Genomic DNA, 21,269 nt, shown 5'->3' with positions numbered 1-21,269 from the left:
ATTCCACCTCTACTGATTTGAAACTTTTCAAGTAATTGAACTATAGTACTCTCCACTTCCTATGCAACAAGTAATTCTAGATTTACAAAATGTCACCAAGCGGTTTGCAGAAAGTGCCTTCCCTGCTGTAGATAACGTATCTTTGACGTTGCAACAAGGAGATATCTTGGGATTGCTCGGCCCATCTGGTTGTGGTAAAACTACACTGTTGAGAATGATTGCTGGTTTTGAGCGATCGCAAGTAGGAGAAATTAAAATTGGTGAACAGGTAGTTTGCGATCGTTCTACTTGCATCCCAGCCGAACAGCGCGACATCGGCGTTGTTTTTCAAGATTATGCCCTGTTTCCCCATCTAAATGTGTCAGAAAATGTGGCTTTTGGGTTGAAACATTTCAGTAAAGAACAAATACAAAAACGCATAGCCGAAGTCATTAATTTGGTGAGACTCGAAGGCTTAGAAAAACGTTACCCTTACGAACTCTCAGGTGGGCAACAGCAGCGGGTTGCACTCGCCCGTGCTTTAGCACCCCAACCTCAACTCATGCTTTTAGATGAACCCTTGAGCAATCTTGATATTCAAGTTAGGTTGCGCTTGCGAGAAGAAGTGCGCGACATTCTCAAAGCGGCGGGTACTTCAGCAATTTTTGTTACTCACGATCAAGAAGAAGCATTAGCTATTTCAGATATAGTGGGTGTGATGCGCCAAGGACATTTAGAGCAAATAGGCACACCAGAAGAAATTTATACTTATCCAGCATCAAGATTTGTCGCTGAATTTGTGACTCAGGCTAATTTCCTTCCCGCCCATCGTCAAGGGAATTTATGGAAAACAGAAATCGGCAGTTTTGAGTTAACAGCAAATCATACCGATGATAATGGCGAAATCATGATCCGCCAAGAAGATTTTATCTTAAAGCCTAATACCGATGCGCCCGTAGTTGTCCGCACCCGAAGGTTTTTAGGACGTGAATATCAATATTGTTTACAAACTCCCTCTGGTAAAGAACTCCATGCGCGGACGATGACTGATACCGCGTTACCTGTGGGTACAAGGGTGGAATTATCTATAGCCAGTGATAGTGTAAAAGTTTTTCCACAGTAGATTTTGGTGTTAACTATTTAGACACTAGTTGGAGTTGAATGGGCAAAATAACTAGATAACTCCGAATAGGTAGGTATAAAATATTATGGATGACCAGTTAATTGCCGCTATTGAGTCGCGTGATGCCCAGCGTGTAAAAGAATTATTGGCTACAGGCACAAACCCAAATGTCAAGAAAGGTGATGAAACAGCCTATGAACTCGCACGCTACGGCCCAGATGAAATTAAATGTGCGTTAATTGAAGCTGGTGCTGATGATTCCTCACTCAGACACTCGTTAGTTTGGGCAGTTATGACAGGTCGAGTGGAAACCGTGAGAGTTTTGCTTGCTAGGGGTGCAGATATTAACGTATCAACCTATGGTGGCAACCCATTACAAGAAGCGGCAAGAGTAGGAAATGGGGAAATCGTTGATCTGTTAGTTGCTGCGGGTGCTGATGTTGATGACGGCAGTATGCTTTCAACCCCTTTATTAAAAGCTATTGAAAAAGGCAACTTCAATATTGCTTTAAAACTCATTGCCGCAGGTGCGAACCCAAGCAAGACAACAAAGTTTGGTAGTATTCCACCCATCGCAATGGCAGCAGCACAAGGTTCAGCAGCAGTAATTAGAGGGCTGATAGCTGCTGGCGCAGATGTCAATATTTTGACATCAGGAATTACAATCAATCATGCCACAATTCAAAGACAGGCTGGATCTGCGTTAAAAACAGCATTCAATACTTTGGAGACTCTTAGTAAAGCATTTGAAAAGCTCGACGCAGTTGAAACTGGAGATGCACCATTGTCTGAGGTGGGCGAAACCATTGAATCTATTGATATTGCCGCAAATCGGGCGAAGCTTGCCACATCCAACATTGCTAAACCAGAAATTGCAGTTGACACCTTCCCAGCAATTCTGGCAGCACGTTGCGGTCATGGAGAAGCTTTAGCAGTATTATTGGCAGCAGGTGCTGACCCCTACTGTAAAGATGGCGAGGGATTATCAGCCTATGATTGGGCAGTCCGAAACGAACATTCACAGGTTCTAGAAGTTCTGCGTCAGTTTGGTGTGGATGCACCAAGGGGAAGTCAAGAGGAACATCTGCTGAACGCCGCCGAACAGGGAGATGTTGTAGCTGTACGTGCATGGTTGTCTGAAGGTGCTAACGTGAATGCACGCGACCAAAGAAGAAAGACAAAGAACCGCACGCCGTTGATGTTAGCAGCATCAACTGGACATTTAGAGGTTGTAAATTTGCTGCTTGATGCAGGTGCTGATATCAATGCCACTGATATTGTTGATGTCAATCAACGACAACCTTGTGGGATTATTTCAGACGATTACGAGTCATTTACTGCGATGAGATTGTTTTTGGGCATAACTCCCTTGATGCTAGCAGCAATTAAGGGATATAAAAACATCGTCCAACTACTAGTTTCACATCAAGCGAATCTTCAAGCACGGGATTGTTTTGTAAGAGATGCCCTATGTCTTGCTTGCATCAACGGACATCTAGAGGTTGTGCAAATATTAATGCAGGCAGGAGTAAACATCAATCAGCAAGATATAGCGGGAGATACGCCGCTTTTGATGGCTTTGAGAAATACCCATATAGAACTGGCAAAATTTCTCATAGAGTCAGGAGCAAATGTCAACGCTAAAAATAATGAAGATCACACTCCTTTAATAGAGGCAGTACAAAAGGAAGAACATTTAGAGCTAATTCAAATGCTGATTGAACGGGGTGCTGATGTCAATGCCGTTTCTAAAGATGGTGACACTGCAATAACTGTGGCAGATTTATTTCATCACCATAATGTCATAGAGATGCTGGTTCAGTATGGTGTTGAAAAACGACGATGGGATGAACAAGATGAAGATGATGAAAAAAACAACAGCGACGACGATAAACGCTGGGGAGTAGAACTACCCCGTCCAGACTTTTCCCAAGCAGCCCAGAACCCTAAATATCAAAAAGCAGTTGCAGATTTAGGTGAGATTTGTGGCAGTCAGCCAGTACCTATGTATGATATTCCCGGCTGGTTTAAAGTTCATGTGAACAGCAAACACCGAAGTGATATTAAAACCGAAGATTTACAACAACAGTTTTTACAACGGGGTTGTTTTGTCTACGAGCCAGACAAATATTACGACGCAGAAGGGCCGAAACAACTTTATGTTTTGCCAACCACAGATAAATATGATGTGATTGCCCTACATCAAACAAATGGTTGTAACTATGGTGTCGGCCCTGGTTATGTTGTGGAGTGGCTACGAGAACTTGAAGCAGTGCAGCCTTTTATTTTGACCTTAGTTGCTCATGATACTCTCGAAGGCCGTTTCCTCACCCCCATCGAAGACCCTGAAGGACTTGCCGATCGCATGTATGATTTTTGCCCCGATATTGTAGACCAAGGCTGTGGTTCGGTAGAGCGGTTAGCTGAGAGTCTCCGCTCAAGTGACGACTTGTTTTTTTGGTGGGATTAATTGTTTGGCATTGTAGAGATAAAATTTTCCTTCTTCTGCGAGGAGAGGGACGAACAAAAGGTTTTTCACTCTACTACCCTGCTGAGTGTATCTAACAAAACTGGTTTAATTGACCTAGCCTGTAGCTTGATTGAAGAATTTGACTTTGTGCTAAGTAATTTCTAAGCTGAGGTTAACTATTTGTTATCTGCATCATCTTCAAGCAGGATAGTGTTCAATACAGTTCAGATAAGACCAAAACACTTGTAGAGACGGCGATTTATCGCGTCTCGAAAACCCACAATTTTGTAAAATTAGCCCTTAACTGAACTATATTGGGATAGTGTTCAGAAAATTCAATTCGCTGGATGCCATAAAATAGCGATCGCTAAAAACTGTTGATTCCTGATGAAACTTTAGGGTAATCCAGCTTGTTGAAAGATTGCGTGAGGGGTAATTTCCAATTCTGGTAGTAAATCATCAGTAATTATTTGATGAGATCGATAAGTAATCGGCAAGGAAGATGGCGCAAATACAGTTACAGTTCTAGCTTTTGTATCAACCACCCAAACACGAGAAACATCAGCTTTCAGATAATCAGTAGCTTTTTCTACAATTTCACCAAAAGTTTGACCAGGTGAAATGATTTCGATGACTAATTCAGGTGCGACAGGACAAGCTTCGTCTAATAGCCAATCAGCAGGAAGACGGTTATGAGAAATATAGGTCAGATCGGCCACAGGCATCCAATCTTGTTGATTTCGTGTTAGTTTAATTGCCCATTCAATCACAACCCGACCCTTTGCTTGTGCCCATGCAGACAATAGTATAAATAAAGCACCAGTAGTCGAACTATGAAAAAATTTTGGTGACATTTCATTATCTTTATACTTGGGTACAGCTTCACCGTTAACAAACTCGTATGTAATATCTCCTTTGGGAAGTGCGAGAAATTCTTCTAGAGTTAGACGTTGATTAGAAGACTGAACCATAGGTGTGATGTGGATAAAAGATGCTTACTTTTAGTTTAGGCGATCGCTAAAATTCTTCATAAAGAGACTCCCTATTCCACCCCCACTTGAAAGACGTAAATCCCTCAAAATCCCAAAAATTTTGAGGGATTTACTTCGAAGCTATCTGCCTTCCGTGTGTTTCCGGTAAAAAAGCGGTCAGAACGAATCTGACTGCCATTTCGCCAAACTTCCACTTTTTCAGGAGTGATTAAATAAGAAAAACTGCCATTATTTGCTCGATATCTGTTTTTACCAATATTCAAAGCTGTGATCTTTATAGGCTGACTTCGGTCTTGCTTTAACTGCCCAATATAAAATAACTGACCATTTTCTTCACAGACTTTTACACGAATGCTTGCAGTCTCACCTTCAATAACAGTAATTCCATTACATTTAGTATCAGTGCTTATAGGTGCAAAATCTATGGGAATTGGCTGTGAAGGTGAAACTTGAATTGCTACTGGAGGTGGCGAGACTGGGCGGTTCGAGTTATCCACTTGTTGAACTTGAGAAGCGGAGTTAACACTTGCAGTTAAGGATGTCAACAGACGCAGGGGGTCAACTGCTATTCGACTATTTGGATAAACTTCAAAGTGTAGATGAGGTGCTGTACTATTGCCTGTAGATCCCATCTCGGCAATAATTTGACCTTGAATGACCTGTTGACCCTTGCTCACTAATAAACGGCGATTATGTCCATAAACAGTAATGCTGCCGTCGAGATGTTTAATAGTTATGGCATTGCCTAATCCCCAATTATCCCAACCTGCTTTGACAACTGTACCGGATGCAGCAGCAACAATAGGAGTTCCAGATGCGCCTGCAATATCAATTCCTTCATGTTGATATTTGCGGAAGCCTTGAGAAATAAACCCTTGAGTCGGCCAGATTAAATTAGAAGCAGAGATAGGAGTTTGCCCAATTGGGGAATCGCCTGCTAACTGTGTTAGGGCAGATGTTGCTGTGCTTATTAATATAGTTGTTAAGGATATTAACCCAATTAGTCCATAAATAGGGTATCGATAAACGATAGATTTTTTCATAATTGCAAGCTTATTCAAACAATAATTAAGACACTTCTTGACTATTTATTGTTTCAAACTGACTTGGAAAACATCAGGAAATTAAATTAGGGTGAGTTAAGCTTGCCTAACCCACCCGATAGAACTAAACAATAGAGAAATTAGCCATTAAAAACGCGACTGCGCCACTTATTCAACCGGGCTTCCCCAATTGTGGCAGACCGTCGAGAATCAGCAACTTGCTCTTGCAAAGCTGCAATCTGTTTTTCTTGGGCGTCAGCTTGCTGTTGCAAAGATGTATATTCGCCTGTGCTGGTCACGGAACTGGAAGTCTGCCAACTATTACTAAATTTTGTTGCACCGATGCTGGCAAAGGGTCTTAAGTCTGCTAGTTGTTGTTGCAAAGTTGCAATCTGGCTTTCTTGCTCTTTAATCTTTTGCCGCAAGCCTTGTTCGGCTGCTGTGCGAGCGGCAATAAAGTTATTAACTGGAGTAGCAGCCGTTTCTGGCCTGGGCTTGAATACTTCGGCAAGTATTGCACTAACATCGGTGGGTTTGAGTTTACCGTAAGGAGTGTTGGTAATTAGCGATCGCACCAGTTGAGGTTGATTATTTGTTGCTAGGTTCTGATCACTGCTAGAATTACTCCGCAGCAGTTGCAGCATATTGCTAAATTCCAATATCTTTTTGCCAGTTTGGGTTTTATAACCCCGATAATATGGCACTATATTATCCCCAAAGGCGTTTAGATACTCGTCGCTATCAAGATAAGAATCAATATCCGCCTCAAAACCCGACTCGTCTAGAATGTTGCTGTGAAGTACCGTCTCAGAGTAGTCATCGGGAGCGCGACCCAGTAAATGCTTGAAGTTCAGTTCAATTGCCCGATAGCGGTAAACGTTATCAAAAAATCTGGAGCGATATAACTCTGATTTGGCAATTTGACGTACAAACTCACGAACATCGATTATCCCTTGCTTGAGTTGGGATTCTGGAACAACAAGCCGCTCACTTTCCATAATGTAAGCATTACCCAATACTTGCCGATAAACTGCCCGAATTACAATTTCAATGTCATCAACTGAAGCAGTATTCCACAGTTCGATGGGTTCTGTTTGGGGAAATGCTTGATATTGGCGTTGTCTGGTTGCGTCGTCTATGAAGGTCTGCATAGTTGAGTTAGTGTGGGTATAATTGACTAATTTATCAAGTAAAAATAAAATTTCTGACGTTGCTGAATCAAGGGATGATTCTTGTAGGGTGGGCGACTAGCCCGCCCTGAAATACAAGGGACGGGCAAGATGCCACTGGTGTCAACTTAAGCCAAAAATAGCGTACTGATTGGGTGTTGTTCACCCGCCAGGGATTGTAAATCCCTGACTAATTGCTCAAATCTACTGAAGTAGACTGAAAATTTTTGTGCTATGAAGTCTTCTTCAGAGGACTTTAGCTATGAGACAGGGATTTACAATCCCTGGCGGACGTGCGGTTTCGCGTTAAGTTGACACCAATGGCAAGATGCCCATTCCACAAAACTAGCAAAATCATCCCGCAAATATGCAACGCCAAATTTCTATAGTAGGCTGGCAATACTAAATAGCAAAGCCATAACACACTCTACTTAAGATTTACTAATTACTAGTTATTGATATTAACTTATCAACTTTTGGGGATTTTTTTAGTTACATTTTCTAACAAACTGAGACGGCTAACTGTTAATAACTAACAGCTAATCATGATAAAAAATTAGCAACTAGACATTAACAATTAGCCGTCAACCCCCTTGGGGAGTATTTAAAATTCAAAACTTAATTTTGAATTGGATTATACACGCCTGTCAGAAGAATTTCCACAGGATAGTAACCCTTAAACCCGCTCATCAAATTTAGTGTAGAAACCACCGTATTTTATCCAGTATTGTTTCAAAGTATGATGAGGTGTATGTAAACTAGCTTTTGCCTGATATAAAATAACTTGGCGATGATCGCCCATCCAAATTTTATTAACGGAGTCAACGGATATTACTGTTCCTCCTAAAGAAGCAACACATTGAGAGAATCTCTCAATCGTTGTATATTCTAATGTCTCGAATATAAAAAAGTTACCCGAACAAATCAAGTGGCGGCTGCGAATCCAGCAGCGCATCTTTTTTTCAGCCTGTGGTGGTAACATTTTAGCTTTAATAGATTCAAGCTGAATCAACATAATGCGCTCACCGCACGTAATTCATCAGCAAAACTTTCTCGTTTTTCAAACCGCAATGGCCCAGCAGTTGATCCCCATATTTGCTTGTGGGTTTCAATATCCATACCTTTATCTAGACTTATCCAAGTACGCTCGGTCATTTCTACTTCGCTGACAAGATATGTCTGGCATCCATTACGCTTAATCAGACATTGATTGCCTGGTTCCACACTGCCTCGAAATATTTCACCTTCTCGTTGAAAAACCATTGAACAGTTATAACGCCGTTCAATGCTCTCTGGGGTGATGGTTTTGAGGATATCTAATTCACGAGCTGCACCTGCATAAAGCATAGGATCTTTCAAGCTGTAATTTTCGATATAAATGCGATCGCCCAAATCGACTAGTTTATGTACTCCCTGACGATAGGGTGTCCATAAATCGTGGTCATACGCTTGTTCAGAATAAAAACCGATAGCAGAAAAAAACTCTATCGGTAAAGGACGAAAAAAAATGTGAATGTGGGCGTAAAGTTGCGGACTTGCAAAAGATTGCTTGTAGTTGCTAAAATCTCCCGCCATCCAAGAGGCTAAGGTGAGCAAATCGCTAGCGTTGGTACTAGATTCACTGGGCGCTATCGTCATATTCAACCTCAGAGTGACAAAACTAGATGATTCCTTTTATGTTTTAACCTGATATTTGCTAACTGATTGAATTTGACAAAGAACGAATTTCTGAAGAAAAGGAAGCTGTTGTAACGCCTTTACCATCACTGGTTTTAATTGTCGCTACCCGAAATCGCAGATTTGGAGTAGCAAACCAAATTTTTTCTTCAGCAGCAGCAAGTTCATATTCTGTCAGCAGGGTAAAAATCCCATCGTCACTCAGATGATATTTAGCCACTGCTGAGATTGTTTCAGCGTATCCCTTATCCCGCAGAAGTTTTCCTCTAGAAGAATTTGCGGCATCAGGAATTGGCACCAGCACAGTACTACCAGAAATGGGTTTATCATCCCAGTCTGACTCACCTTTCCAAGTCATCCGAAAGGGGTGGGTGATACTGGCGGGGTCAGTGTCATACAATTGACAAATTGCTAACACTGCCGGATCATCGGTGGATAGAGATTCAATGTCAATGTCAGACAGGACTTGTTCAAAGTGGGCGAATGCTAAATGATGACCGCTACGCTGCGATCGCCATCGTCCAATTGAAAGTTCAAAGAATTCAGTAATTTCCATTAGAAAAACAATCTTAAAAAGTAGCTTAAAATCCAAGATGTATCTTGGCTAAAAAGTTATTCTCCCTGTCTATATACTAGCCAATAGTGCTGAGTGCTGAGTTAGGAGTGCTGAGTTAGTGCTGAGTGCTGAGTGCTGAGTGCTGAGTGGGGAGTTTGGAGTTTGGAGTTTGGAGTGGGGAGTTATTATTTCCCCAGTCCCCAGTCCCCAGTCCCCACTCCCCAGTCCCCAGTCCCCTAGTTAAGCAACTTCAGTGATACTGATGATTTTGCCGCCTGTCCGATGAATGTTTTGCACTTGTCCAGACAGTTGGTTGTAGTTAACTACATATTCGAGGTTGCCCAGACGAGTACGGAGATTAGCGGAACCTTTGACTACCTTAATCAAGAAGCGTTTGTCGGTACTGCTTACACTAGAACCAGCCGCAGGAGCCTTGATGGATGTGGGTAAATTGGAACCGACATCGCTGATCAGTTTGGCTTTGCGATCGCTATCGCTGCTAGCTACCCCTCTGAGTAAGGTAAAGGTGCGGTTAAAGGTAACATTCTTAATTCCGATTTGGGAGCTTGTGCTGCGAACATAAGGAACAATATTCTCGCCAAAATTCTGCTGATATTCGTAGCTATCGATATAGGATTCGATCTCAGCATCATAGCCTTGTTCGTTATAGATGCGGACGTGTTCGGCAATTTCTGCCTGATCGGCAGGAGGACGTCCTAGCAGATGTTTGAAGTTCAGTTCAATGAACCGATATTGGGAAGAAGAGTTGAAAAACAGGGATTGATAAAGTTCTGATTTCGCAACACTGTTGACGAATTCGCGGACGTTGATTTTGCGATCGCGCAATTGCGATTCAGCAGTGGCTAGTCGCTCACTTTCCAACAAGTGAGCATTGCCCAAAACCTGTTTGTAAACTGCCCGAATCAGTGTTTGTAATTCACTTTCGCTGGTGTTCGGACGCAGTTCAACTCTCGGTGAATCAATAGCCCAAAGTGACATTGAAGTATCTCCTTAAAAACGTTAATTAAATGAAATTTCTGAGCATCCTACCCCTGATACAGGTAGATTTTCCTATCAGTTGTCAGTTATTTTTGCTACTGACCAGCTTTTGTAAAACTTTAGTTTGTGAAAGTGTGTTAAATATCTTCGTATATGACAACTGACGGCAGAATCGATCAAACCCCAGATCAGCGATCGCTTGAGCTAACTGTTGATGAATCAGGACTTACGCAAACAATAGCCAAAACCCTGACTGATTTTTAGGTAGGGGCAATTCATATAGACGTAAAACGGCTTTTTGCAGGCTATTGCCCCAGAGCACGTAAGTTTTGCGTAAGTCATGGTAACTATCAACACTAGGAGTTAAAGACTGGAGATTGAGTATGGTGAAAATTATTTCCCAATCCCTAAAAGGATGTTTGAAAAGTCCTCTTGTCAGGATCAAAAATTTTTGATTCCCTAAATCCCCTGATCAATTGGGGGAGTTTGATTCCGGTTCCCCCCTTTTGAAGCTACGGTGTATGCACAAGTCCTTTTCACCCCCTCTAACTCCCCCTTGCTAAGGGGGAGAACCGGATATTTCCTCCCTTAGCAAGGCTACGGTGTACACACATCTCTATGCTGAGTGCAAAATGTGGTTTGATCCCCCTAAATCCCCCTTAAAAAGGGGGACTTTGATTCCGGCTTCCCCCCCTTTTTAAGCTACGGTGTATACACAAGTCAAAAAAGTTTGATTTTTCATTGTTCTCTCGTTTATCTTGTTCCCATGCTCTGCATGGGAATGCTCCTCGTTGAGGCTCTGCCTCCAATCTGGCATTGAGTCAGAGACTCAATGAATACATTCCCAGTCGGAGACTGGGAACGAGGAAAGTCTTATCAAGCTAGGTTTTTAGGACTTGTGTATACACCGTAGCCCTTTTTAAGGGGGGTTAGGGGGGATCAGAACGATATGGGATAAGGTTATCAGACTTGTGTGTACACCGTAGCTTGGCAAGGGGGGACTAAGGGGGGTAAATCCAGGGTTTGGGCTTCATTACCAAGATGTGTATACACGGTAGCTTTTTGAAGGGGGTTAGGGGGGATCGAAAAGTACCTAAAGTCACAGCGAAACACTTTTCAAATAATCCCTACGCTTTAATCCCCAATTTCTATTCTCTAGTTGACAGGAGTAACACTGGCGATCACACCGCCCTGCTTGTGAATTCGCTGATACTCTTGTGAAAGCTGATTGTATGGCACGAAAAAGACCTGGTTACTGCGGCGAAACTTGGAAATGTTATTTACCACATTTGCCTTGTAGCCAGTGACTTCAACCCGGTAGACCCTACCGTTGTCACCAGATCCCACACCTTGACGAGTGCGAGGAGTAGATGTCGGGTTGCGGAATGCAGCACCCTTGCTAGCTGGTGAAATTACGGGGGTAGGCGTGCTTTGAATTAGCAAACTGTTCAATTTTGGTTGTTTGCCAGCTAAGTCACCTTTCAGGCTGCTGCTAGAGGAACCACGTACCAGTTGGAACAAGTGAGTAAACTGAACCAAACTCTGAATAGCTTCGGTTTTATAGCCTCGAATATAAGGCACAATGTTTTCCCCGAAGGTTTCTTGGTATTCGTCGCTGTCTAGATATGAATCAATCTCAGCTTCAAAGCCCTTTGTATCCAGAATAGTGCTGTGTGTACGCGTTTCTTCCAGATCCAATGGCGCACGACCAAGGAAATGCCTGAAATTTAATTCGATCGCTCGATAGCGGGGTGCGCTATCAAAAAAGCGTGAACGGTAAAGTTCCGACTTCCCAACTTGACGCACAAACTCACGAACGCTAATGTTACCCCGTTTGAGTTGGGATTCAGGAACGGAAAGCCGCTCACTCTCCATTACATAAGCGTTGCCTAGAACTTGCTTGTAGACTGATCTAATTACGGTTTCAACTTCCTCATTAGAGCGACTTGGCCACAGATCAATGGGATCGGTGTCTTCAAACAGTGCGACCCCTAATCGTGATGCTGGTCCAAAAGCCATTCAAACTATCTCCCAGTTAACAACTAAATTTTATGAGAAGGATATTCAGCAGATGTTAAAAAACTTTACATCAGTCTGACAAAGGAGACGAAATAGAGACTTTAAATCCTTATTAGTCTTGATGATTTTAAGTTTTTGCACCGTTTGCTTTTACATATTGTGATACGATGCCGAAACCATATTTATTAAAATTTGTGAAGCCAGATGATACTTTTAGAGAAAATTTAGCTTTTTTTTAGCATTTGATTTGCGATTGGGATACAAGTGATGGTATTGTGTCGTCCCCTTGAGCAAAAGTATTAATCGTGCTGAGTCACAGAAGTTTATCTCAATAAGTGGGCAAGAATAAATCAAACTATATTACGCAATGTAAAATTAATTAAAATTGTCTCCTAGTAAGAACTGAAGCTCTGACTACAAACCTTTAATTATTCACGCCCACTTAACTTATCGAATTTGGAAAGTAGCCAGTTGGCTGATTAAATGATCAAAATAGGGAGCAAGAGTTTGCTGCTGATTGGCTTGGCAGCGTTTCAAACTAGCAGTCTTGATGCTTTTTAAGCCTAAAAGCATTGCATCCAATGGAACTTGTAATTCCTGATAAAGCAAGTTCATATAGTGCAGTCCTGTGGGATTTGTATACTCAGTGTGGCCACCTGCGATGCTGTATGTAATACAGCGGAGAAAATGCCAAAAGTCTCGCCAGCAAGCTTGAGCGCGTTCAGGTGGATAAAGACCGCCTCCAGGCTGGATAATTTCGGGATAAGTCGCCAAAACCTGAACTCTTGCTTCATCAACGATTTCGGCTGCGCGATCGCGTAACAATTGAGCAACAGGAATCAACTCAGAATTATCCGGTGACAAGGTTTTAATCTGCGATAAATCTTCATCGTCCAGGTAGCGAAAAGCATCATCCGCAGCTTGGAATATGGCAATTGCTGGTTTTGGATGGGACTGTTCCCACTCAGTAAAGCTGACAATTCTAGCTTTGGCTATTAATTCTTTGACGGTTTCGCTTAATTGAGTCATTGGTTTAGGGGATAGGGCATTGGGCATTGGGCATGGGGCATTGGGCATGGGGAATGGGGCATGGGGACAAGGGGGACAAATTAATTCAAAATTCAAAATTAAAGAACTTCTGCCTCTTCTTTTCCAATGCCCTATGCCCAATGCCCCATGCCCTAAAATAAAGAATAGCTCTACCAAATGCACCTATGGAAATCCATAAAATCCAAACTGAACTGAAGAACCCAGATTTTCACTATCGTTTGAAGGCGATCGCAGCCCTTGATGATTATGAATCAGAAGTTGCAGTTCCTCTGCTAACGAGTAAACTTCATGACTCAGAATTTTTGGTGCGTTCTTTTGTCGCCAGGGGTTTGGGTAATCAACAATCAGCGGAATCTTTTGCGGCTTTGATGCAAATTATGAAATTCGACGATACCCCCAACGTGCGGGCTGAAGCGGCAAATTCTTTATCGCTATTTGGTAGAGTCGCAGTTTCTCATCTAGTTCTGGCATTTTATCAGGATGACCATTGGTTAGTGCGGCGGAGCATTTTGGCTGCGATCGCTGAAATGGATTGTCCTGAAGAACTATTTGATATCTGCGTTCAGGGTTTAAAAGATGAAGATTTCACAGTCCAGGAATCCTCTGTTGATGGACTCGGCTTACTAGCTGATTCTAGCCAACATACTGCGGCATTATCCCAAATACTAACGTTAGTGAATGATGAATCTTGGCGGATGCGGGTGCGAGTTTGCTATGCCCTCAAACGATTTGATGAGCCGGAAGCCAAAGCAGCCCTGAACCAACTCAGACAGGATGAGGATCACCGAGTCGTCGGAGCGGCTTTAGAAGACTTGTTGCCACAATAGCAGTGTGACTTTGTTCAGAATATTTTTGTGATCAAAAGGAGTCAGAATATAGAATTCTGAATACTCTACCCATAAATTCACCCAACAGTCGTACAGAATTCATGCTGTTAGCGGTAGCGGGGCGTTTAGCCCATTCTGACTCCTGAGTTCTGAATTCCTCTTTAATAAAACTTATTTGATTAATAGTAAATATATTATTTTACCTTAAATTTGACAAAAATATCCGGTTAATCTGCCAAAATCTGGAAGAAAAGATCAACTTTTTCAAGATGAGGAGGCATTTGTGACTGATATACAAACTGGTCAAATGACTTGGCGATTACCAGGTTCCTCAGAATGTGCCTTACATTTGCGGCATAATGCTTCGGAACCTTGGCGATCGTATAAAGAATTTCCCCAATATTTTCTACCAGATCCGCCGGGTTTTTCCGAAGGATACGCGACATTTTTAGCGCTCCTGAAAAAGAACTGGCAGCCTTTATGAAGAGTGCTGAGTGCCCCTTCTTCTTTTTTATCCAATTCATCACTCTGAACTCGCAACTCAGCACTGTATTTATCAAGTACTCAAACTCTCACGAGTTGTTGTGCGGGTATAGGCATTCCAAACGTCGAGTTCTGAATATGGACGGCTGGAAAGCATGGCTTTAGTTTCTTCTGTGAGTCCTTGAGCAAGAGTAAAATCTGCCCCAGCAATACTTTGAAGATGCTCCATCTCTGCATCACTGAGGTCAGCTGCTCGCAGGTCTGTATCCCGCAAATCGGCTCCAGTCAATCGAGCATTCCGCAAACAAGCGCCTGTCAAATAAGCTTTTGTCAGATCAGCGCCGCTCAAAGCCGCGCCTTGCAAATTGGCTTCAGTCAAATCAGCGCCACTCAGGTAGGCTCCACGCAGATTCGCGCCTTGTAAATCTGCATTTCGTAAAGAAGCTGTATTCAGAAAAGCACCATTGAGATTAGCACCCGGCCCTACCGCTCCCGAAGCTTTGTAGTTATATTCTTGGGGCCATTTAGTTTGTGTATCATAACGCGCTACTTGGAGTTTAGCTCCCTCCAAATTTGCACCACTGAGATTTGCTTGTTGGAGGTTAGCACGGTTTAAATAGGCTCCCTGCAAATTCGCCCCACTCAAATCGGCTCCTCGCAGATTCGCACCTCGCAAATCAGCCCCACTCAAATCGGCATTACTCAAGACCAACTCACTGAGGTCGGCTCCTAATAGCTTGGCTTTGCTCAAGTTAGCTTGTCCTAAATCGACTTCCCTTAGATTGAATTGGTACAAATCGACCCCATCCAGAGGGATTCCTTTTTTCAGGGCTGTTAAAATTTCTGGAGTTGGACTGGGGCGTTCGGCAAAGCCGTTGCCGTAGGCATCGCTAGTAATAAGTTGAATTTCAGTATTTGTCATCAGCTGATTAAAATATAACTTTTGGAGTTATCCTACACTTTAGCGAAATGGGGACTTCATCTCATAACTCAGTATTCAATAACGCCAAAAGTTTGATAAAACGAGGTTTCAAAACAGATGCATTTAATACCGCCCTTGACAATGCTCGACTTCTTCCGCAAAAGTGAGGGAACATGGTTTACGGAACGCTCAGTTCATCATTTTGACTCGGCGGCGGATGAGTCGGGAGAGTCGAATTTGATCATTAAAGTCATGGAAAAAGATGATCCAAAAGTCCAAGAAGTTTGTACAGCCCAAGGGATAGATCCTACTAAAGCAACAGGCGGTGCGAGTTTTTCATGGCAAGCTAACCTAGATACCAGGCTACCGAATACTGATAATGCTGCCATTTTGGTTGATGTTCCCGACGAAACGAGACGTTCTGGAAAACTGATCCGCAACCAAGGCTATGTTGAGAGCATTCCAGTTGTGAGTCGGTATCGATTTGCCGATGATGGAGTGCTGACGATTGATACTGACTATGACAATAATCAAGGTCAGGAACGTTGTTGGTTTGTTACGGATGATTTTCGTGTCAGAGTCAGTACTGTGCGAATGATGAACGGAGTCAACTTGATGACTTATTGTTCTGAGCGTCGCTGTGTTTCCCAAGAACTGCTGGAGCAAATGATCAGTCGCAATCATGCTAGGCGTTAGTTGGAATTGGGAATGGGGAATGGGGAATGGGAAGAGTAATCTACAATACCCAATGACAAATGACAAATGACCAATGCCCAATGCCCAATGCCCAATGCCCAATGCCCAATGCCCAATGCCCTATTAAGGAATGTTGCTTTATTTCTCATAAATGAGACGTGCATGATTGCCATAACTTATTTTCATGCAAGGGTTAACAAATTATGCTCCATGTATAAGCCTTTCCTAGAATTTTTAGAAAAAGAGCTATTTCAGCGGTTTGATTTACAAAGTAGGGTGATTCCCCCTGGTTTGGAATTCAAAGTTAGCGATCGCGGCAGAAACCCAGCAACTATTTGCAGTTGGTGTCACCAATGTCAAGAGTTGCGGAAAATTCGCTATACCTACATTGATGCCGGGGAGAGTGCCCAAATTTTTAACAGCGTGGTTTATCCTAGTCATCACTACGATCTACCTCTGTTAGGAATTGATTTTTTATCCTTTGGTAAAGTTAAAAACCTGATTGTGCTTGACTTTCAGCCTTTATTTCAGGATGAAGATTATCAAAAAAAATATATAGTTCCGCTGAAATCTCTCCACGATAAATACCCTGATTTGGCGCAAAACTTAGAAATGAAGTTTTACGATGCCAATCAGTATTTTTCTAAATACCTATTGTTTGCCAAAACCGACCCGGAAACAGTAGCAACGCGAGTCTTTGAAGCTTTTCAGGATTATTTAAACCTGTATTGGCAAATGATAGCAGATGCCAAACCGCTCCAAGATCCTGAAGATATCCAGCGGATTGTCAAAGCTCAAAAAGACTATGACCAATATAGTGCAGACCGCGATCCCGCATCTGGTTTGTTTAGCAGCTACTTTGGTCATGAATGGGCAGAGCGCTTTCTCCATGAATTCTTATTTGAAGATGCTGTTCCCCTAGCAGTTGGCGCTAGCAAAAGATAATTGGCATTGGGCATTGGGCATTGGGCATTGGGCATTGGGGATTATTAATTTTGTTGAATTCGGAGCAAAGCGACGTGACACTTTATCAGCCATTTCTCGATTATGCGATCGCCTACATGCGATCGCGCTTGGATTTACAGCCCTATCCTATCCCCACTGGGTTTGAGTCCAAGAGTGCTGTTGTGGGCAAGGGAAAGAATCAGGAAGAGGTTGTCACCACAAGTTATGCCTTTCAAACTTCAAAATTGCGTCAAATTCGCGCAGCTCACGTACAGGGTGGCAATTCGCTGCAAGTGCTGAATTTTGTGATTTTCCCCCGTCTCAACTACGATTTACCCTTTTTTGGGGCAGATTTGGTGACATTGCCTGGAGGACATCTAATTGCTTTGGATATGCAGCCCCTATTTCGGGATGAGCCAACATATCAGGCAAAATATACTGAACCAATTCTGCCCATTTTCCACTCCCATCAACAGCATCTATCCTGGGGAGGAGATTTCCCCGAAGAAGCACGGCCTTTTTTCTCTCCCGCTTTTCTGTGGACTCGTCCCCAAGAAACGACTGTAGTAGAAACTCAGGTGTTTGCCGCTTTTAAAGACTATTTGAAAGCTTATCTGGATTTTGTAGAACAGGCAGAAGCTCTAACAGATTCCCAAAATTTAGCAGCCATTGAGCAAGCCCAACTGCGATACCTGCGATATCGGGCTGAAAAAGACCCAGCACGAGGGATGTTTAAACGCTTCTATGGTGCAGAATGGACTGAAGAGTATATCCACGGCTTCTTATTTGACCTAGAGAGAAAATTAACAGCGGTCAACTAGAGGATATTGTGCAGGAAGTAAGGGACTTCCAACTAAAAAAATATCCTATCGCGGTGTAGGCAGGGGGAGAAACAAAAATATTATCTGAGTAAATTGGATAATTTATTTTATGGAAGTCCCTAATACCAATTTGAAAAAAGAATGCGACAAATAGACCATTTGTAGAGACGCGATTCATCGCGTCTTTACCCAAGGATGTTTTGCAATCATTAATTGAATTGGTATAAGGAGCAATGGTAATTCTCAAGTTTTATTACCTGTGTAGGCGTAATCCGTCGTAGATATCGCACCAACTTAATTAGGATATAGCAACATTCTTGAGGATAGTCATCGGCCCTTCAGCTTTGAGAAGCTCCATTTCTGCGGCATTTCGCACTAGCAAAGCACCAGCGAATCCTAATGAATTCACAGAGATGGAGTGAAAATGCTCCTGCGATCGCGGTACGATCAACATCCATTCTCGTGTCACCAGCAGATTGTAAGCGCCCAATTGCCTTGCATCTAAACCCACCGCATCTAGCAAAGTGCGATAAACTTCCAGTGTTGCTTGACCCCCTCGCACCCAATTGGAATCTAGTGGTGCGAAAGCGTGTATAAAAGGAAGCCCTGGTAAAGTTGCGCTCAAGTCCTGAAATCGTGCTGCCTTCAACAGAGGTTCAATAGGAATTTGCGGGCCTGAAGATGCAAATGGTAGAGGAACTAACTGTAAATGCTTGTGTCGCTGACTTGCACCTGCCGTTTTGCCACTATTGTAAAATGCTAAACCATCGAAATCAGCTAGACATGCCCACATAGCCGTAAAATCTTCTAGGGTGAGCAAACTTTCCTGTTCCTCAAAATCACGGGTGATGATTAGCAGGTGATAATCAACAACATTGAATTTATTTAAAATACATACATGGGTATCAGAAATATCCGCTACAAATAAATCCTCTTCGTAGGGCAAGAAAGGATTAAACTCTTGACCAGACGTAGCATATTGTTTTTTCTGTTTTTCATCGGCTGCTTTTTTGCGATTCAAGTTAGACAAAATCCGCACTAAAAAGCGCACATTATCCTGTTCGACAAACTCAAATTCCGTTGGTATCGAAAGCAACGCTCCACATTGTAAAGCATATTCCGTCTGCTCTTTGACACTTGTCCATAAAGTACCAGGCTTAAGTAATATCTTACCCTGTGCCATTTTATTCCTTCAGACATGGATGGAACACGCAATCGGAGTACACAGATGTGCGCCCTTACGAATGACTATATAGAGTTCAGTTAAGGTGGGATGCGATGGGTAAAATACCAAATATTTCACAACAACGCAATACCTCCGCAACAAAACTGTCATAAATAATATCTACATTAGTAATATATCTAAAATATCTTTCCAGACAGCAATGCAAAACCAATCTCGTGATGGAGAACACCCATCAAATAGCATTTTATCAAACACTGTTGACACCAAATACCAAAATCGAGCGCCCTGGAAAAAGGCTGCTGCCTCTCTATCGCTGGTGCTGCTGGGATCAGGTATGACATTAGCAGGTGGCTATATGGCTGGAAATTCTCGGCAGATGTCTGAGAGTGCATCTAACTTAGCAGTTAGTCGAGTCAATGCCGCTCCTCCATTACCAGCCGCCACAGATCCTAATTTTGTGACACAGGTGGTGCAGAAGGTCGGGCCAGCAGTAGTGCGGATTAACTCTTCCCGAACTGTAAGAAGCCGGATACCAGATGAATTCAACGATCCATTTTTTCGCCGCTTTTTTGGTTCCCAACTGCCACAATCAGGAGAAAGGGTACAACGGGGTACTGGTTCAGGTTTTCTCATCAGTTCCGATGGTCGGATTCTCACTAACGCCCATGTCATAGATGGTGCTGATACGGTGACAGTGACACTCAAAGACGGGCGCACCTTGGAAGGTAAGGTGTTAGGAAAAGATGAATTAACCGATGTCGCTGTTGTCAAGATTCAGGCAGAGAATCTACCTTCAGTAGCTTTAGGGAACTCAGATCAACTGCAACCAGGAGAATGGGCGATCGCGATCGGCAACCCCCTTGGACTAGATAATACAGTAACTACCGGAATCATCAGTGCTACTGGACGCAGTAGTAATCTAATCGGTGCTGCCGATAAGCGAGTAGAGTATATTCAAACTGATGCAGCGATTAATCCTGGTAACTCCGGGGGCCCCCTGCTAAATTCTCGTGGCGAGGTAATTGCCATGAATACAGCTATAATCCAAGGGGCACAAGGATTAGGCTTTGCTATTCCCATCAACACAGTACAACGTATTTCCAGCCAACTTATAGCTACAGGCAAAGTAGAACATCCTTATCTGGGAATTCAAATGATGGGGTTAACGCCTCAACTAAAACAAAATATCAACTCAGATCCCAACAGCGGTTTGAATGTGAGTGAAGACAAAGGTGTATTAGTTGTGAAAGTTGTGCCAAATTCCCCAGCCGCTAAAGCAGGAATACGTGCTGGTGATGTAATCCAAAAGCTTGGCGGACAAGCAGTCACAGATGCCAGCAGTGTCCAAAAAGCAGTAGAAAATAGCCAAGTCGGGGGCGATTTACGTATGGAATTACGTCGCAATGGGCAGAATATTAATGTAGCTGTGCAACCTGGTGCTTTTCCCACCGCAGTGCAATAAAAGTTTTGCTATCAATTGAATAAAAGTGAATTTTCTGGGATGGGTATTTTGCCCGTCCCTTTTTTTCAGGTGGCAAAGTTGAGTTGCAATCACCGTAATATCGTGCCCGGTTAAAGACTTATCATTAAGACCGCAGAGAAGAGGGGTTGTTGGGCTTTCTACATAGATTCGGGAATGATAACTAATTAGCTGGACATGAGATCAAGTGGGCACTGCCACAAATATCAAAAGCGATTTTTGCGTAAGTTCTGTGATTGATTCTTAATTATGAATTCTTCTTCACCTATGACATTAGTCACGGTTTAACTAATTACCTTTTTCACTAGTGTATATATCCCTTCAGTTTTATCATTTATTTGTCAAAGCGATTAATATTTCGCGAGATATTAATCACTTTGATGTCTACATCATAGAAGGAAAGTTTGCGAATGAGTATTAAAAGAATGCTTGCTAGTTTAGCGCTGATTTTACCAATTGCTGTTACCTTTATTCCTTCCCAAGCCGATGCCCAGATCAGACGGCCAGTTAGGCGACCAGTTCCAGTTAGAATAATCAAAAAACCAGCGCCAGTTAGGGTTTATACCCCTACCCAAGCGAGAAGGAGGATATTGGTTCCTGGACGTTGGGTACAAAGAAATCGTGGTCGCCAGTGGATACCGGCTCGCTATGTATATAGATAAAAAGACCTACAACTGCAATAATTTATTGCCTATCAATATTGATTGCAGAGTTCTTTTTTCATAGCTTTTGTTGGTGTTTAAAAATCCCCTTTAGAAATATTCTAAAGGGGTATTATTTCATGTTTTTAATAAAAATAGCACTTCTTCGTTGATTCCTATACAGATCCAGG

Annotated in this window: 20 protein-coding genes; 9 read left to right on the top strand and 11 right to left on the bottom strand. The window is 42.6% G+C overall.

Annotation, left to right across the window (positions count from 1 at the left end; translation table 11 throughout):
- The first annotated feature begins 61 nt into the window (after nucleotides 1-61).
- The gene (locus HUN01_RS30225; protein WP_181929265.1) at nucleotides 62-1,102 is read left to right on the top strand and encodes an ABC transporter ATP-binding protein; all 1,041 of its coding nucleotides are present in this window, start codon (nucleotides 62-64) and stop codon (nucleotides 1,100-1,102) included.
- Nucleotides 1,103-1,187: 85 nt separating this feature from the next.
- Nucleotides 1,188-3,572, top strand: coding sequence for an ankyrin repeat domain-containing protein (locus HUN01_RS30220; RefSeq protein WP_181929264.1), 2,385 nt, complete (start codon nucleotides 1,188-1,190; stop codon nucleotides 3,570-3,572).
- A gap of 395 nt (nucleotides 3,573-3,967) precedes the next feature.
- Here the strand turns inward: HUN01_RS30220 and HUN01_RS30215 are convergent, their stop codons facing one another.
- The 9 genes from HUN01_RS30215 to HUN01_RS30175 form a co-directional block, all read right to left on the bottom strand.
- A complete protein-coding gene (locus tag HUN01_RS30215; protein ID WP_181929263.1) occupies nucleotides 3,968-4,543 on the bottom strand; it encodes a Uma2 family endonuclease in 576 nt (191 codons plus the stop codon).
- Between the two features lie 104 nt (nucleotides 4,544-4,647).
- On the bottom strand, nucleotides 4,648-5,607 hold the full coding sequence (locus tag HUN01_RS30210; RefSeq protein ID WP_181929262.1) for a M23 family metallopeptidase: 960 nt from the start codon (nucleotides 5,605-5,607) through the stop codon (nucleotides 4,648-4,650).
- Between the two features lie 140 nt (nucleotides 5,608-5,747).
- Nucleotides 5,748-6,758 carry a phycobilisome rod-core linker polypeptide gene (locus HUN01_RS30205; RefSeq protein WP_181929261.1) on the bottom strand — a complete coding sequence of 337 codons (1,011 nt, stop codon included), beginning with the start codon at nucleotides 6,756-6,758 and terminating at the stop codon, nucleotides 5,748-5,750.
- Between the two features lie 694 nt (nucleotides 6,759-7,452).
- Complete coding sequence (locus HUN01_RS30200) at nucleotides 7,453-7,791, bottom strand: CpeR family transcriptional regulator (protein ID WP_181929260.1); 339 nt, start codon at nucleotides 7,789-7,791, stop codon at nucleotides 7,453-7,455.
- The gene (locus tag HUN01_RS30195; RefSeq protein ID WP_181929259.1) at nucleotides 7,785-8,414 is read right to left on the bottom strand and encodes a chromophore lyase CpcT/CpeT; all 630 of its coding nucleotides are present in this window, start codon (nucleotides 8,412-8,414) and stop codon (nucleotides 7,785-7,787) included. The genes HUN01_RS30200 and HUN01_RS30195 overlap by 7 nt, the downstream gene beginning before the upstream one ends.
- A gap of 58 nt (nucleotides 8,415-8,472) precedes the next feature.
- Nucleotides 8,473-9,009 (bottom strand): phycobiliprotein lyase, encoded by a 537-nt coding sequence (locus tag HUN01_RS30190; protein ID WP_181929258.1) that lies wholly within the window; start codon nucleotides 9,007-9,009, stop codon nucleotides 8,473-8,475.
- 240 nt (nucleotides 9,010-9,249) lie between these two features.
- The gene (locus tag HUN01_RS30185) at nucleotides 9,250-10,008 is read right to left on the bottom strand and encodes a phycobilisome rod-core linker polypeptide (RefSeq protein ID WP_181929257.1); all 759 of its coding nucleotides are present in this window, start codon (nucleotides 10,006-10,008) and stop codon (nucleotides 9,250-9,252) included.
- Nucleotides 10,009-11,163: 1,155 nt separating this feature from the next.
- Nucleotides 11,164-12,027 (bottom strand): phycobilisome linker polypeptide, encoded by an 864-nt coding sequence (locus HUN01_RS30180; protein ID WP_181929256.1) that lies wholly within the window; start codon nucleotides 12,025-12,027, stop codon nucleotides 11,164-11,166.
- Nucleotides 12,028-12,474: 447 nt separating this feature from the next.
- Nucleotides 12,475-13,056: a globin family protein gene (locus HUN01_RS30175; protein ID WP_181929255.1), complete on the bottom strand. Its 582-nt coding sequence runs from the start codon at nucleotides 13,054-13,056 to the stop codon at nucleotides 12,475-12,477.
- Between the two features lie 185 nt (nucleotides 13,057-13,241).
- On the opposite strand from HUN01_RS30175, the gene HUN01_RS30170 reads away from it, so the two are divergent.
- Both HUN01_RS30170 and HUN01_RS30165 read left to right on the top strand, forming a co-directional pair.
- The gene (locus HUN01_RS30170; RefSeq protein ID WP_181929254.1) at nucleotides 13,242-13,904 is read left to right on the top strand and encodes a HEAT repeat domain-containing protein; all 663 of its coding nucleotides are present in this window, start codon (nucleotides 13,242-13,244) and stop codon (nucleotides 13,902-13,904) included.
- Between the two features lie 283 nt (nucleotides 13,905-14,187).
- Nucleotides 14,188-14,388 (top strand): hypothetical protein, encoded by a 201-nt coding sequence (locus tag HUN01_RS30165; protein ID WP_181932960.1) that lies wholly within the window; start codon nucleotides 14,188-14,190, stop codon nucleotides 14,386-14,388.
- Nucleotides 14,389-14,460: 72 nt separating this feature from the next.
- Here HUN01_RS30165 and HUN01_RS30160 read toward each other — a convergent pair whose 3' ends face one another.
- Complete coding sequence (locus HUN01_RS30160; protein ID WP_181929253.1) at nucleotides 14,461-15,309, bottom strand: pentapeptide repeat-containing protein; 849 nt, start codon at nucleotides 15,307-15,309, stop codon at nucleotides 14,461-14,463.
- 117 nt (nucleotides 15,310-15,426) lie between these two features.
- Between HUN01_RS30160 and HUN01_RS30155 the strand changes: the two genes are divergently transcribed.
- The 3 genes from HUN01_RS30155 to HUN01_RS30145 all read left to right on the top strand — a co-directional run bounded on the left by HUN01_RS30155 (nucleotide 15,427) and on the right by HUN01_RS30145 (nucleotide 17,771).
- Complete coding sequence (locus HUN01_RS30155) at nucleotides 15,427-16,005, top strand: phycobiliprotein lyase (RefSeq protein ID WP_181929252.1); 579 nt, start codon at nucleotides 15,427-15,429, stop codon at nucleotides 16,003-16,005.
- A gap of 210 nt (nucleotides 16,006-16,215) precedes the next feature.
- Nucleotides 16,216-16,950 (top strand): 15,16-dihydrobiliverdin:ferredoxin oxidoreductase, encoded by a 735-nt coding sequence (locus HUN01_RS30150; RefSeq protein ID WP_181932874.1) that lies wholly within the window; start codon nucleotides 16,216-16,218, stop codon nucleotides 16,948-16,950.
- Nucleotides 16,951-17,024: 74 nt separating this feature from the next.
- Nucleotides 17,025-17,771, top strand: coding sequence for a phycoerythrobilin:ferredoxin oxidoreductase (locus HUN01_RS30145; protein ID WP_181929251.1), 747 nt, complete (start codon nucleotides 17,025-17,027; stop codon nucleotides 17,769-17,771).
- 298 nt (nucleotides 17,772-18,069) lie between these two features.
- Here HUN01_RS30145 and HUN01_RS30140 read toward each other — a convergent pair whose 3' ends face one another.
- Nucleotides 18,070-18,954 (bottom strand): ATP adenylyltransferase family protein, encoded by an 885-nt coding sequence (locus HUN01_RS30140; RefSeq protein WP_181929250.1) that lies wholly within the window; start codon nucleotides 18,952-18,954, stop codon nucleotides 18,070-18,072.
- Nucleotides 18,955-19,156: 202 nt separating this feature from the next.
- On the opposite strand from HUN01_RS30140, the gene HUN01_RS30135 reads away from it, so the two are divergent.
- Both HUN01_RS30135 and HUN01_RS30130 read left to right on the top strand, forming a co-directional pair.
- On the top strand, nucleotides 19,157-20,419 hold the full coding sequence (locus tag HUN01_RS30135) for an HhoA/HhoB/HtrA family serine endopeptidase (protein ID WP_181929249.1): 1,263 nt from the start codon (nucleotides 19,157-19,159) through the stop codon (nucleotides 20,417-20,419).
- A gap of 428 nt (nucleotides 20,420-20,847) precedes the next feature.
- Nucleotides 20,848-21,099: a hypothetical protein gene (locus tag HUN01_RS30130; protein WP_181929248.1), complete on the top strand. Its 252-nt coding sequence runs from the start codon at nucleotides 20,848-20,850 to the stop codon at nucleotides 21,097-21,099.
- Nucleotides 21,100-21,269: the final 170 nt, after the last annotated feature.

The organism is Nostoc edaphicum CCNP1411 (genome assembly GCF_014023275.1).
Classification (GTDB): domain Bacteria; phylum Cyanobacteriota; class Cyanobacteriia; order Cyanobacteriales; family Nostocaceae; genus Nostoc; species Nostoc edaphicum_A.
This window is presented reverse-complemented; position numbering and strand designations above follow the sequence as displayed.